This is a genomic window from Amphritea atlantica, from assembly GCF_900111095.1.
Taxonomy (GTDB): Bacteria; Pseudomonadota; Gammaproteobacteria; order Pseudomonadales; family Balneatricaceae; genus Amphritea; species Amphritea atlantica.
In genome coordinates this window covers 277419-290763 of sequence record NZ_FOGB01000003.1, presented here as the reverse complement: position 1 = coordinate 290763, position 13345 = coordinate 277419, and the positions used below count along the sequence as shown (strand labels likewise).

Here is a 13345-nt window from a genome sequence, read left to right as displayed (position 1 = left end):
CAGTGAATAGCCCTTCGGGCACCCGAGGGGCTATGATGATACATACTGATCGATGCTTAGTTACTTAGTTACTTAGTTACTTAGTTGCTTAGTTGCTTAGTGCATACAGGCATTTATCGGGGGGACTTTTTGATTCCAGGGTTGAAGCTGTTCCAGCTGTCGGGCGAGCTTAAAGAGAGTCGCCTCATCTCCAAAACGAGCAACAAAGTGTGAACCTATTGGCAGATCATTCTTACTCCAGTACAGGGGCACTGACATAGCAGGCTGCCCTGTGCCATTAAATACGGCAGTATAGGGCGAGTAACTATGGGACAGCTCGATAAACTGTTCTAGTGACATCGATTCATCCAGTACGTGCAACTCGCCTAGCTGAGGAGGTTCTCTGACCACTGTCGGCGTTAGCAGCAGGTCGAACTTTTGTAGGAAAGCAGCCATCTGACGGCCTAAGGCATGCATATGTTCAATGGATCTGACGTACTGCACCGCGCTGATCATTCCCTTTTCCCGAACTATAATGCGTGTCGCTGGTTCCAGCTCTTCATTCTGTACCGGCGAGCCGCGCATATCGCCAAGCATCTCAACATAACTTTTAGTGTTCGGCGCAATAATGTTGAATGCGGCTTCAAAAAAGTTCAGCAGATCGACTGGAAACTTAACCACTTCAACATGATGACCCAGATGACTGCAGAGCTTTGCTGTGTGTTGCACGCTTTCCAGGGCCGCTGGTGATACTGTCCATGGCCCCGCATCTTCGATTAGCGCTATCCGCAGAGGTTTAAGAGGATCATTCAATGAATCTGCAAACGGCTTATTGTCAGCAGGACTTGCGTAAGGCGCGCCCAGATCTTCACCTGAGACAATATCAAGCAGGGTAGCGCTGTCGCGAACCGAAAGAGTGATTGCGTGTGCGGTTCCCATGCCGCCCCAGCCTTCTCCCACCAGTGGACCGCTGGGCACTCTGCCGCGGGATGGTTTGAGGCCAAAAACACCACAACAGGATGCGGGCACCCGCAGTGAACCACCGCCATCGTTGCCATGGGCAAAGGGAACCACCCGCGATGCAACAATTGCCGCTGCACCACCACTGGATCCGCCTGCGCTGTGCTGAAGATTCCACGGATTATGGGTTGCGCCGAAGCGGATCGACTCTGTTGTGTAAGAGGTACCAAATTCGGGCGCCGTGCTGGTGCCGATAAAGCGAATCCCTGATGCTCTTAAGCGGGTTACAACTGAGTCATCAAGTTGCGGACGGGCTTCACCCAGAGCGAAAGAACCGTTTGTCATCCGTGCTTCTTTGACGGGGGCGAACAGGTCTTTGGTCAGTGTTGGGATACCTGCAAATATGCCGGATGCCGGTTCGGTATTTCGGGCACTCTGATATAGCTTTTCAGCAACGGCATTAAGCGCTGGGTTAACCTGCTCCAGGCGCTCAATACTGGCTTCTAATAACTCATCTTTTTTGACTTCACCTTGTTTAATCAGATCGGCTAACGCCGTTGCATCACACTCATCCATGAGTTTATGGATATCTTTCATACTGTTCACCTGTAATCTGGTTATTTAACGCTTGATCGATTTTGTTTGGCAACCTGTGAGATGTCAGCGCAGAAACGCGGCATACTGAATTCAATCCGACTCAGCGGAGTCATTGAGAGCAGTATGCCGGGCCCGGCTTATATGGGATTAAGCATCGCAAGCTGGCGTTACCGCTGTGCTACGCGGCGCGTTTAGCTGCCAGGTCTGCGCCTGAGTTTCTCCTGACGAGACTAAAGATGAGCCAGATGGCTGCAACGACAGCGCTGGCCATCGCCAGGCTTACAATGGCTCCTGGCAGATCGACTCCAAAAGAGATGACGATGCCAACAATGATTGGGCTGATGAACTGTCCCAGATAGAGGCATGACGTAAATCCGCCGATACCACGTCCACGCACCGACGCGGGTAACGCATTCATTATGGTGGCCATAATGTTGGGCACCATCATCCCGGCACCAATGCCGTGAATGGTTACCGCAATCATTACTTTGTTATAGGTGTTAGCGTGGGCGAGAAACCACAGACCGACTGCAATTAAAGCCATCAGTAGTGCATTACAGCCAGCAATACCAAATGAACTCCGGAAAACTGGCCACAGCAGAGAACCTGCCAGGGTGGCCAGCAGGCTAAGTCCTGCCGCAAGACCAATTTTGGTGGTTGATACCACACCGATGGAAACCAGCAGAGAGGGGGCCTGGATAGGTACAATAAAGTTGAGCACCATACCAAACATGATCATGCTATACCCCACGATCAGTGGTAGGGTGGCTACCCGTGAGGTAGTGTCTGTAATCTGTTGAACCTCATGGTGTTTTGGCTCCCAAAGTACCCGCATAAAGAATGGGATCAGCAACAATGGCAGCAAGTAGAGATAGAAGGGTAGCCGCCAGGATTGTTCGCCTAACACCCCGCCAATAACAAAGAAAGCGGATCCGACTAAGCCGATGCAGACCACCTGCATATTGACGAATTTGAGTCGTTCCTCAGCATGCCAGTAATCGGCAATCAGCGCAGTACAGCAGGTCATAATCGCCGCTTCAGCACAGCCAAACAGTAACCGGGAGATCACCACGCCATCCAGGCCGTTCAGGAACGCTGGCAGTACCCCCAGGATGGCATACAACAGCGTTGCAATAATCAGCATGTTTTTCCGGCCGGTGCGGTCTGAAAGCCAGCCAGCCAGGGGGGCACATATAGCAATTGCCAGCGCCGGGCCTGTGATTGCGAGTGGCAATAACATATCAGCCTGAGGGTGGGTAGGGCCGAATTCCATGCCCATTTTTGGTAGCATCGGGGCGACCATCACCGACCCCATAATGGTCAGGCTGCTGCCCAGCGCGATCAGAATGCCTTCGCGTCTTCCGGAGGCTGTACGGATAGTTTTTTGGTTTTGATTATCCATGTTTCTCACCCTCAGAAGCTCATTGCGATACGTAACGCCAGGTTGTAGCCTTCAGCGCGATTTTCTGCATCAAACTCTTTGTAAGCATGAAGCCAGACGGCAGGTTTTCCGGGTGAGAAATAGCTCAATGCCGGGCCCAGTGCGGTCACTGTGCCCTTATTACCATCGACCACACCAGGGCCTTCATCATCAGTTAACTGACGGTAGAAATAGCCGCCCATCCCAACGGTCCATGGTCCTGTATGTTTACCGATACCAAACTCATGCCGATATTCAACACCATTGGTATAGTGAGTGTCTGGGTTCTCCGAGCTGATATCCAGCTGGAAATTGGAAGATACCTCATAGCCGGAATCGGATATGTATGACACACCGTAGTTAGGGGAGATAACCCAGTGGTTCAGTCCGGGAGAGACCAGTCTGTCTTTATCGTAGTCACCGGTTGGCAACTGAATCTGAAGCTGGGTATTCATGGCCAGATTTGGCGCTAAATTCCATTGCAGAATCAATGGAATGATCTGCATATCTCCCTGCCTGAACAGATCTGCGTTATCTTCAAAGACAACGCCGACACCGGGAACTGAGACCGATAGGTCAGCATTCATATTGAGAAATGGCAGGATCGCGGAATAACCATATTTGGCACCCAGTATCTCCTCATCGGTCATGTTCAGATAGACGGCCGAGATTGAAAACACATCAAGAGAAAAGTCCTGTCCTGGTATTTTATCTCCGTGGCCGTCAACGACTTTATCTGTGCTGTAATAGGCTGCCCGGGTAGCGAACGTTCCGGTAGGGGTTGCGGGGGGCATAAAGCCAGTGCCGAATTCAAAAACCCCCATTGGTGTGGTTGGGGCTCCATTTTCACTGGCGTGACCGGGAAGTGATGCGATGGCGAAGGCTAAGCAGCTGCTATAGCATAACCCTGATAGAACTGAATTTTTCATAAGTCACTCTCATTATTATATGTGATTGTTATCGTTATTCACATATTCACAATACAGAGACTTAATATGATGGGTTATCCAGAATTGGCAAAGTTATATGTTTTTTTTAAGTGTTTCAGAAGGTAGCTCTTTAAAGAGTGTTTTATACTCCGAGGCAAAACGGCTCAGGTGTAAAAAACCCCATTTAGTCGCAACATCCTGTACACAGCTATTACTGTTACTATTTAAAAGGTCTCTATGGGCTGCATTAAGGCGGACAAGTCTTAAAAATGTCACGGGATTAATGCCCAGCGTATTTTGAAAACAGTATTGTAATTTACGTCTGCTGGTGCCGATAACATTGCATAATTCAATGATTGAAGGAGGCGTATCAAGATTGGAAAGTACGTAATCCCGGGCTTTATCCACGACTTTTTTACGTGCAACCGGGCCTAAATACTGAGCCTGTTCACTGTCGATAATATCAATAAGATGCTGAAACAGCGTATCTTTCACCCGGTTCTGGATGGTCTTTTGCTGAATCAGAGTATTAATGTGGCTTTCAGAAATAATTATTCTTAAGTCATTTAGAAGATCAGTGTTGGATTTTAATTTAGTAATATAATGACCGTCAGAATTGTTATCAAGATAAAATTCTATGTTCTGTTTTTTGGCAATACTTAAGATAGATTCTTTGTTTACAGTTATACTGATAACATCCAGATTTTCAGGGGTTAATAGTTCTGGTAAACAGTTTCCCTTGGCGATTAATATGCTGTCAGAGGATGATACATTACCATCACAATAGAAATTATCCGGTAGGGGGTTATAGGGCATATTGAAGCTTAACGAGCCATCCCACGCTTTACCTGTCTTGACGAGAGCTCTGTTTGAACGATCACGTACCAGTTGTATCTCTTTTAAGTTTAATTCTGTAATGTGGCCATTGAACTGCCCAGCTGATACCTGATCGTAGCAGACCTGCCAGCCACTCATGCCGTTGGCATGCTGTTCAATGTTGAATGTTTCAAAACTACGATACAGCGTTTCATCAGAATAGACTGGCGAACTCTCTATTTGCATACACCCTCCTACATCTACAGCTAATTGATTAACAATCCACCAATTTCATCACTATGTAAAGGCGTTAGCCCGATTATTGCCAAAATTGGATAGTCAGAAATGTTCTATAGAAGACACTTTTATTGCATATTCAATGCAAAGGGATGGATCTTTGGGCCAGCCTGGAGGGGAGCTATCAGGCTCTGAGCTGTCGTGATCTGTGGCGGGTTGAATAAAAAAACAGCCGATGCCGGCTGTTCTTTCTACGATCTGAACTCAACGATTTTCCGGTCGGGAATATTGCTGAATCAGATTTGCGGATGTTGCTTCAGGGTTTCAATCAGGGTCTGCATCTCTGCTGCGGTGCCGATAGTGATACGCAGAAAGTTCTCAATGCCCGGCTTACTGAAGTGCCTCACCAGCAGGTTATTGCTGCGCAGGTACTGCATCAGTTCAGCCCCACTGATCGATTGATGGCAGGTAAACACAAAGTTGGTTTTAGACGGGATAACCCTGAACCCCAGCTGCTCCAACTGAGCGGTTGTCCAGTCCCGGCAATCGATGATCTTCTGGTTGGTTTCATTGAAGTAGTCAACATCTTCAAGGGCCGCTACCGCTCCGACGATCGCCAGACTATCCAGTGGGTAGGAGTTAAAGGAGTTCTTAACCCGCTCCAGTCCGGCAATCAGATCCTCATGTCCCAGGGCAAAACCGATACGCAAGCCTGCCAGACTGCGTGACTTTGAGAAGGTTTGAATAACCAGGACGTTGTCATAGTTGTGGATCAGCTCGACGGCTGAGCTACCACCGAAATCAATATAGGCTTCATCAACGATCACCAGAGATTCGCGGTTTTTTAGCAGCAGTGTTTCGATCTCGTGCAGTGCTGTCTGCCGTCCGGTGGGCGCATTTGGATTGGCGAAGATGATCCCGCCATTGGGCTGATCGTAATCAGTAAAGTTAATTTCAAAATCATCAGTCAGTGGAATCTGGCGATACTCGATATCGTACAGCTTGCAGTAAACATCATAGAAACTGTAAGTTGTTTCCGGTAACAGCAACGGCTTTTCCTGTCGAAAAAAAGCCATAAATGCCAGTGCCAGAACCTCATCAGAGCCGTTGCCCACAAATACATTGTTGTAGTGCAGCTGAAAATGATTCGCCAGTGATTGTTTCAGCGCCGTGGCATCCGGGTCGCAGTAGAGACGCAGGCGATCTTTGGGATAGTTGTTAATCGCCTCAACCACCCTGGGCGAGGGGGGATAAGGGTTTTCATTGGTATTCAGCTTAATCAGGTTATCAACCTTTGGTTGCTCACCCGGAACATAGGGGGTCAGCTGGCGGATAGCCGGGCTCCAGTATTTACTCATGATGGATCGCGTGTCGCTATATAAGGAGTTTGCAGAAAGTGCGCTGCAGGGATGGAACTGTTATTCCCGGGCGTCACTGTTGGGCTTAGCATATCAAATAGCGACGCATTCTCGCTATACCGTTTCAGTCTGCTGCAAAAAATAGGGTATAAAAAAACTGCCCGGAGGGAAGGGGGCCTTCGGGCAGTTTCAGTTTAGCTTCGCACGTTGATGTAATTATATAGAGGGTGATGAGCCGATAAAGTTCAGCCAAAAAATTATTTTTTTAACAGGGTTGTTTCGGCTAACGCTGAAGGGGGGGATTGCGAACCTGGATGGTAGCGGATAAAAAACTGCCCGGAGGGAAGGGGATCCCCCGGGCAGTTCCGGTCTTGCGTATTACGTTGATGTATAAATTTAGAGACGTCTGTTCAGGTAAAGTTCATAAAAAAATGAAAATTTTTTTATTTTTTTTAAATAGTTGTTAATGTTTTGATTTTAAATGAATTTTATTGTTTTATCAGCCCCGTCAATTACCCAGAAGTGAGCTTTTTTCCGGGCTCCTTTAATGCTGAAGCGTACCATGAAGGGTTAAGCGACAGAGTGATTGTAACGGCCGACAAACATCGCGGTTACCGTGTCCATGGTTGATATATGGTTGATCAGCCAGTCACACAGGGTTGTGTTGAGATAGTCTTCCAGCTGTTCGATATGCTGATCTTTCTGCCACTGTGACAGTACCTGAGTCAGCTCTTCCAGTACCCGCTCATGCTCATCCTTATGGCAACCATAAGCAGGAAAGCCTGCCCGAATCATCTCCGCTTCTTCCCGGGCAAAATGGCTCTGACTGTGCGCATAAATCTCTGCTAACAGGGGTTCTATCAGCTCTTCTGATGCTTTATCGCCTGCCCGGGCCTGTCGAAGAAGCTGGTACAGCGTATTTATCTGCTCAGCTGCTGCTGCGTGGTCGTGGTTCATGAAGTCGAGTCCCACTGTGGGGATCTGCTCAGGTTTTAACAGTGTCATCGGGTTATCCCTCCATTATGGTGGGTTTCGATCATACGCGAAGCGGGTGGTGGCTCCTTGTCCAATATCAAGAATCACTCTATCCGGAGAGGGTTAGCTTTTCAGCTTTGTCGTCTCAGGAAGAGTGGTAAGTAATTAACCGCTTTGCTGAGTTGTTGGATAGATAGTTGTCCAGAGGAGGCTGGCCGATGGACTATAACCCCGATACAACAAGGTTTTGGGAAGTTGGAACATAATTTGCTGAAAGCTGGAGGATAAATAATAACTAGAGAAGGTACGAACGGTCTCCTGCTACCAGATAAATACTCTGAGTACAGTTTGAACCGGACCGGACCTTCCTTAAGCGAGCCTGCTGACGGAGAGAACCGCAATGCCCCAATCAATTGAAACCTTCTATGAAGTGATGCGACGCCAGGGGATTACGCGTCGTAGTTTTCTGAAGTACTGCAGTCTGACTGCAGCGGCACTGGGTCTGGGGCCAGCGTTTGCGCCCAGAATTGCCCATGCGATGGAAACGAAGGAGCGAACCCCGGTTATCTGGGTGCATGGTCTGGAGTGTACCTGTTGTTCTGAGTCTTTTATCCGTTCAGCGCACCCGTTAGTTAAAGATGTCGTGTTGTCGATGATCTCGCTGGATTACGATGACACCCTGATGGCTGCAGCAGGCCATCACGCAGAAGCCGCGCTGGAAGAAACCATTCAGAAGTACAAAGGTAAATATATCCTGGCGGTGGAGGGTAATCCGCCTCTCAACGAGGATGGTATGTTCTGTATTGTTGGCGGCAAGCCATTTCTCGACCAGCTCAAACATGCCGCTAAAGATGCCGCCGCCGTGATCGCCTGGGGATCCTGCGCGTCCTGGGGCTGTGTTCAGGCGGCCCGGCCGAATCCGACTCAGGCCGTTCCGATTCATAAAGTGATTACCGATAAACCCATTATTAAAGTACCGGGCTGTCCGCCTATTGCTGAGGTTATGACCGGTGTGATCACCTATATGCTGACCTTTGGCCGGTTACCGGAACTGGATCGTCAGGGGCGTCCGAAGATGTTCTACAGTCAGCGGATTCATGATAAATGCTATCGTCGTCCTCATTTTGATGCTGGCCAGTTTGTTGAACACTGGGACGATGAAAGCGCCCGCAAAGGTTACTGTCTTTACAAGGTTGGCTGTAAAGGACCGACCACCTATAACGCCTGTTCTACAGTTCGGTGGAACGAAGGCACCTCATTCCCGATTCAGGCAGGTCACGGCTGTATCGGTTGTTCCGAAGATGGTTTCTGGGATAAAGGCTCATTCTATGATCGTCTCACCAATATTCCGCAGTTTGGTATTGAGAAAAATGCCGATGAGATCGGTATGGCGGTAGCGGGAGGCGTAGGTGCTGCGGTGGCGGCCCATGCAGCAGTCAGTGCGATTAAACGGGCTCAGCACAAAGGAGATCAGGAATAATGAACACCCCGATGAATGCAAGCGATCTTGATAACTCTGGCCGTCGTATCGTGGTTGATCCGGTAACCCGGATCGAAGGGCATATGCGCTGTGAAGTTAACGTTGATGACAACAATGTTATTCGTAATGCGGTCTCCACCGGCACCATGTGGCGTGGTCTGGAAGTGATATTGAAAGGGCGTGATCCCCGTGATGCCTGGGCCTTTGTTGAACGTATCTGCGGCGTGTGTACCGGTACCCATGCACTGACTTCGGTGCGGGCGGTGGAAGATGCGCTGGGGATTCAGATCCCTCTGAATGCCCATCTGATCCGTCATCTGATGGATAAGACTCTGCAGGTGCATGACCATATCGTCCATTTCTATCATCTGCATGCCCTCGACTGGGTGAACCCGGTGAATGCGCTAAAAGCGGATCCTGTGGGTACCTCTGATCTGCAGAAAATGGTGTCGCCGCATCACCCTAAATCCAGCCCAGGTTATTTTAAAGATGTGCAGACCCGGCTGAAAAAGTTTGTCGAAACCGGCCAGTTGGGTCTGTTTTCTAACGGTTACTGGGATAATCCGGCCTATAAATTGCCGCCGGAAGCGGATCTGATGGCGGTGGCTCACTACCTTGAAGCCCTAGATCTGCAGAAAGATATTGTCAAGATTCACACCATCTTCGGCGGTAAAAACCCACATCCTAACTTTATGGTGGGCGGTGTTGCCTGTGCGATCAATATCGATGGTGTGGGGGCGTCCGGGGCACCGGTAAATATGACCTCACTTAACTTTGTGTTGCAGCGGATTCAGGAGGCGCAGGCGTTCACCAAGAATGTCTATCTGCCGGATGTGCTGGCGGTTGCGGGCATCTATAAAGACTGGCTGCATGGCGGAGGTCTGGCGTCTCAGAATGTTCTCTCATACGGTACCTATCAGAAAGTGCCGTACGATAAATCCTCTGAACTGCTTCCGGCAGGCGCCATTGTTAATGGTAACTGGAACGAAGTTCACGAAGTGGATGTGCGGGATCCGGAACAGATTAAAGAGTTTGTCGACCACTCCTGGTACACCTATGAGGGTGATAAGCAGGGGCTGCATCCATGGGATGGTGAAACCGCTCCTAAATTTGAGCTGGGGCCCAACACCGTGGGCAGCCGCACTGATATTAAAGAGATCGATGAGTCGGCGAAGTACTCCTGGATCAAAGCGCCACGCTGGAAAGGTCATGCGATGGAGGTGGGGCCACTGGCTCGCTACATCGTCGCTTATGTGTCGGGTAAAGAGTATGTCCAGGAACAGGTGGATCGCTCACTGTCAGCATTTAATCAGAATACCGGTCTCGGTCTGGGGTTGAAGCAGTTCCTGCCATCAACGCTGGGCCGAACTCTGGCGCGGGCGCTGGAGTGCGAACTCTGTGTCGATACCATGCTGGATGACTGGCATCAGCTGGTGGGTAATATCAAAAACGGTGACAGCTCTACTGCCAATGTCGAGAAGTGGGATCCTGCCAGCTGGCCAAAAGAGGCGATGGGGGTGGGAACCAATGAAGCTCCCCGTGGTGCCTTAGGTCACTGGATTAAGATCAAAGATGGCAAGATCGAAAACTATCAGGCGATTGTGCCGACCACCTGGAACGGATCCCCCCGGGATGCAGAGGGCAATATCGGTGCCTTTGAGGCGGCACTGATGAATACGCCGATGGAGCGTCCCGATGAGCCGGTCGAGATACTGCGCACACTGCACAGTTTCGATCCCTGTCTGGCCTGTTCTACCCATGTGATGTCTGCAGATGGGCAGGAACTGACTAAGGTAAAAATCCGCTAAGAACCCGATGCCCGTAGTGAAACCTGCGGGCATGCTGGAGGTATGCTATGGAAACAATAAAACAGAGAAAGCAGACGGCGGTCTATGTGTATGAGGCACCGTTGCGCTTATGGCATTGGGTCACCGTGTTTTCGATTATCACACTCTGTATTACCGGGTATTTTATCGGTTCACCATTGCCGACGATGCCGGGGGAGGCCAGTGATCATTTTCTGATGGGTTATATCCGCTTTGCGCACTTCACTGCGGGCTATATCGTTGCCGTTGGATTTCTGGGACGAATCTACTGGGCCTTTGTGGGTAACAGCCACGCCCGGGAACTGTTCCTGGTACCCATCTTCAGCGGTAAGTGGTGGAAAGAGGTGGGTCATGAGATCCGCTGGTATCTGTTTCTGGAGAAAACTCCGAAGAAATATATTGGCCATAACCCGTTAGGGCAGCTGTCGATGTTCTGCTTCTTCGTCGTGGGGATCACCTTTATGATCATCACCGGCTTTGCGCTTTATGCTGAAGGATTAGGTCGCGGTAGCTGGGCTGATACGCTGTTTGGCTGGGTGGTGCCGTTGATGGGGCAAAGCCAGGATCTGCATACCTGGCATCATCTGGGGATGTGGTATCTGATTATCTTCGTCATGATGCATGTTTATGTCGCCATTCGAGAAGATATTATGTCCCGACAAAGCCTGATATCTACCATGATTGGTGGTTGGCGGATGTTTAAGGATGACAAGCCCGACTGAACTTGTCAGATCATTTAGTTGGTGAGTTTGCCGGGGCTATGCTCCGGCATTTTTATCCTGGGTCGTGATTTTGGAGGCTTTGATGCAACGTTTACGCTTTCATGGGCGTCGTCCCGAGCATCCGGGTGGCTTTCTTGAACGCTGTTACCTCAACCCGTTAAAAATCAGTCAGTCTCAACTGGCAAAAGAGCTGGGGATCTCCCGACGCAGAGTTAACGAGATTGTAAACGGTCAGAGAGCGATTACCGCAGATACCGCGTTACGTCTGGCGCATTTTTTTCATACCTCACCCATGTTCTGGCTGGAGAAACAGCAGCTTTGGGAGCTGTATCAGGTGGGACGAGAACCGATCTGACAGGTTTAACCATCTGGTTCAATAACTGGAAACTTACTTTCCACTTTGCTCTCTGCTTATAACTGTAACCCCCTCTGTAACACCCCTGCCATGGCGCTTCGTCGCATTACACAGAGTTGGCATAAAGCTTGTAGTTCTAAATTCAGTCCTGCTTAAGCACTTATTTAGGTTCTTATTTAAGTTCTTATTTGAGTTCTTATTTGAGTTCTTTTTTAAGTCCTTATTTAAGTATGGCAACTTCTGAAACAACAGTGATGTGAGGGGCAGATGTCTGAATCGTTATCCCGGACGGAGTCTGAACTGCGCGTAATGATCCTCGGTATCGGTAACCTGCTGTGGGCCGATGAGGGGTTTGGTATCCGTGTGGTTGAGACCCTGCATGAACGTTATCGCTTTCCGGCCAATGTAGAACTGATGGATGGCGGCACCCAGGGGATCTATCTGGTGCAGCATGTGCAGCGCTGTGATCTGCTGCTGGTGTTTGATGCGATCGATTATGGCCTGGAACCGGGAGCCATGAAGGTGATTCATGGCGACGATGTGCCCAAATTTATGGGGGCAAAGAAGATGAGCCTGCATCAGACCGGTTTTCAGGAAGTGCTGGCGATGGCCGAGTTTACCGGCGACTACCCGCAGCATCTGATGCTGATCGGCGTGCAGCCCGTTGAACTGGAGGATTTCGGTGGTAGTTTGCGGCCCGCGGTTCAGGCGCAGGTCGACCCTGCCATCCGTATCGCACTCGATTATCTTGACTCATTTGGTATCCATCCTCAGAAGCGTGATCAGCCGCTGCCACCGCAGGAGCAGTTAGCGCCCTCCGAGTTACAGCAACGCCGCTATGAGGAGGGGCGTCCCTCAGAAGATCAGGCCTGCCGGCGGGGTGATGAGCGCTTTCTGAATCAGACAGCCGTTAAAGAGAGTAGTAACTGATGTGCATCGGTATTCCTATGAAGGTTGTTCACTGTGACGGATTAGTGGCGGTGTGCGAGTCTGAGGGGCAGCAACAACAGGTTGATATGAGCCTGGTAGGGGCGTTGGACTCAGGCAGTTGGGTGCTGGTATTTCTCGGTGCCGCCCGTGAACAGATCACAGAACAGCGTGCCAGAGAAACCGCTGATGCGATCACTGCACTACGCAGTGTGATGCGGGGTGAAACCGTTGATATGGACTCGCTGTTTGCTGACCTGATTCAGAGCGAGCCTCAACTACCGGAACACCTGCAGATAAAGACAGAGGAGCAAGAGAAACATGGCTGAACTGATAGACCGTTTAACTGAACAGCTGGGATATCCGTTACTGGATCAGTCCAGCTTCGATGAATTCATTCAGGATCAGCCATTTTCGGTGCTGTTTTTTACCGAAGACCCGGCGCGCTTTCCTGAATCACTGGATGTTGCGGTGATTCTGCCTGAACTGCTGAAACAGTTTCCCCAGCTTACTCCGGCGGTGATCAGTCGTGAGGCCGAGAGGTCATTACAGGGACGCTATAACTTTACCGTCTGGCCGACGCTGGTGTTGTTAAAACAGGGACGCTATCTGGGGGCAATCAGTAAGGTGCAGGACTGGGATCTCTATCTCAGGGATATTGAGTCTCTGCTACAGCGGGAACCCACCCGTAATCCCGGCATCGGTATTCCCGTTGTGGTGAATCCGCAACAGACCCAGCCGTGCGGCTGAAAAGACAGATTTAA

General features: G+C 49.9%; 13 protein-coding genes. 7 read left to right on the top strand and 6 right to left on the bottom strand.

The genetic code is table 11. From position 1 onward, the window contains the following. Window positions 1-96: 96 nt before the first annotated feature. The 6 genes from BMY09_RS07310 to BMY09_RS07285 all read right to left on the bottom strand — a co-directional run bounded on the left by BMY09_RS07310 (window position 97) and on the right by BMY09_RS07285 (window position 7301). Complete coding sequence (locus BMY09_RS07310) at window positions 97-1536, bottom strand: amidase (RefSeq protein WP_091355984.1); 1440 nt, start codon at window positions 1534-1536, stop codon at window positions 97-99. A 178-nt stretch (window positions 1537-1714) separates the two neighbouring features. Continuing rightward, on the bottom strand, window positions 1715-2938 hold the full coding sequence (locus tag BMY09_RS07305; RefSeq protein ID WP_091355982.1) for an MFS transporter: 1224 nt from the start codon (window positions 2936-2938) through the stop codon (window positions 1715-1717). 11 nt (window positions 2939-2949) lie between these two features. Further along, a complete protein-coding gene (locus BMY09_RS07300; protein ID WP_091355979.1) occupies window positions 2950-3885 on the bottom strand; it encodes a SphA family protein in 936 nt (311 codons plus the stop codon). Window positions 3886-3978: 93 nt separating this feature from the next. Beyond that, on the bottom strand, window positions 3979-4947 hold the full coding sequence (locus BMY09_RS07295; RefSeq protein ID WP_091355976.1) for a helix-turn-helix domain-containing protein: 969 nt from the start codon (window positions 4945-4947) through the stop codon (window positions 3979-3981). A gap of 287 nt (window positions 4948-5234) precedes the next feature. Continuing rightward, a complete protein-coding gene (hisC, locus tag BMY09_RS07290; RefSeq protein ID WP_091355974.1) occupies window positions 5235-6296 on the bottom strand; it encodes a histidinol-phosphate transaminase in 1062 nt (353 codons plus the stop codon). A 570-nt stretch (window positions 6297-6866) separates the two neighbouring features. Next, window positions 6867-7301, bottom strand: coding sequence for a bacteriohemerythrin (locus BMY09_RS07285; RefSeq protein WP_091355972.1), 435 nt, complete (start codon window positions 7299-7301; stop codon window positions 6867-6869). Between the two features lie 370 nt (window positions 7302-7671). Here BMY09_RS07285 and BMY09_RS07280 point away from each other — a divergent pair, with 370 nt between their 5' ends. The 7 genes from BMY09_RS07280 to BMY09_RS07250 all read left to right on the top strand — a co-directional run bounded on the left by BMY09_RS07280 (window position 7672) and on the right by BMY09_RS07250 (window position 13331). Continuing rightward, window positions 7672-8751, top strand: a complete 1080-nt coding sequence (locus BMY09_RS07280) for a hydrogenase small subunit (RefSeq protein ID WP_139203147.1) — start codon at window positions 7672-7674, stop codon at window positions 8749-8751. Beyond that, on the top strand, window positions 8751-10559 hold the full coding sequence (locus BMY09_RS07275) for a nickel-dependent hydrogenase large subunit (protein ID WP_091355969.1): 1809 nt from the start codon (window positions 8751-8753) through the stop codon (window positions 10557-10559). The genes BMY09_RS07280 and BMY09_RS07275 overlap by 1 nt, the downstream gene beginning before the upstream one ends. A 47-nt stretch (window positions 10560-10606) precedes the next feature. Beyond that, window positions 10607-11299, top strand: a complete 693-nt coding sequence (gene cybH, locus BMY09_RS07270) for a Ni/Fe-hydrogenase, b-type cytochrome subunit (RefSeq protein WP_091355966.1) — start codon at window positions 10607-10609, stop codon at window positions 11297-11299. Window positions 11300-11381: 82 nt separating this feature from the next. Further along, window positions 11382-11654, top strand: a complete 273-nt coding sequence (locus BMY09_RS07265) for a HigA family addiction module antitoxin (protein ID WP_091355964.1) — start codon at window positions 11382-11384, stop codon at window positions 11652-11654. A 267-nt stretch (window positions 11655-11921) separates the two neighbouring features. Next, window positions 11922-12584: a HyaD/HybD family hydrogenase maturation endopeptidase gene (locus tag BMY09_RS07260; protein ID WP_091355961.1), complete on the top strand. Its 663-nt coding sequence runs from the start codon at window positions 11922-11924 to the stop codon at window positions 12582-12584. Then, on the top strand, window positions 12584-12910 hold the full coding sequence (locus tag BMY09_RS07255; protein WP_091355958.1) for a HypC/HybG/HupF family hydrogenase formation chaperone: 327 nt from the start codon (window positions 12584-12586) through the stop codon (window positions 12908-12910). The genes BMY09_RS07260 and BMY09_RS07255 overlap by 1 nt, the downstream gene beginning before the upstream one ends. Then, window positions 12903-13331, top strand: coding sequence for a thioredoxin domain-containing protein (locus BMY09_RS07250; protein WP_091355956.1), 429 nt, complete (start codon window positions 12903-12905; stop codon window positions 13329-13331). Before BMY09_RS07255 ends, BMY09_RS07250 begins: the two co-directional genes overlap by 8 nt. The last annotated feature ends 14 nt before the right edge of the window (window positions 13332-13345 follow it).

Bases quoted from the DNA above. Each gene is read 5' to 3' on its own strand.
- BMY09_RS07310 (WP_091355984.1), bottom strand. From the start codon at position 1,536: ATGAAAGATATCCATAAACTCATGGATGAGTGTGATGCAACGGCGTTA.
- BMY09_RS07305 (WP_091355982.1), bottom strand. From the start codon at position 2,938: ATGGATAATCAAAACCAAAAAACTATCCGTACAGCCTCCGGAAGACGC.
- BMY09_RS07300 (WP_091355979.1), bottom strand. From the start codon at position 3,885: ATGAAAAATTCAGTTCTATCAGGGTTATGCTATAGCAGCTGCTTAGCC.
- BMY09_RS07295 (WP_091355976.1), bottom strand. From the start codon at position 4,947: ATGCAAATAGAGAGTTCGCCAGTCTATTCTGATGAAACGCTGTATCGT.
- hisC (WP_091355974.1), bottom strand. From the start codon at position 6,296: ATGAGTAAATACTGGAGCCCGGCTATCCGCCAGCTGACCCCCTATGTT.
- BMY09_RS07285 (WP_091355972.1), bottom strand. From the start codon at position 7,301: ATGACACTGTTAAAACCTGAGCAGATCCCCACAGTGGGACTCGACTTC.
- BMY09_RS07280 (WP_139203147.1), top strand. From the start codon at position 7,672: ATGCCCCAATCAATTGAAACCTTCTATGAAGTGATGCGACGCCAGGGG.
- BMY09_RS07275 (WP_091355969.1), top strand. From the start codon at position 8,751: ATGAACACCCCGATGAATGCAAGCGATCTTGATAACTCTGGCCGTCGT.
- cybH (WP_091355966.1), top strand. From the start codon at position 10,607: ATGGAAACAATAAAACAGAGAAAGCAGACGGCGGTCTATGTGTATGAG.
- BMY09_RS07265 (WP_091355964.1), top strand. From the start codon at position 11,382: ATGCAACGTTTACGCTTTCATGGGCGTCGTCCCGAGCATCCGGGTGGC.
- BMY09_RS07260 (WP_091355961.1), top strand. From the start codon at position 11,922: ATGTCTGAATCGTTATCCCGGACGGAGTCTGAACTGCGCGTAATGATC.
- BMY09_RS07255 (WP_091355958.1), top strand. From the start codon at position 12,584: ATGTGCATCGGTATTCCTATGAAGGTTGTTCACTGTGACGGATTAGTG.
- BMY09_RS07250 (WP_091355956.1), top strand. From the start codon at position 12,903: ATGGCTGAACTGATAGACCGTTTAACTGAACAGCTGGGATATCCGTTA.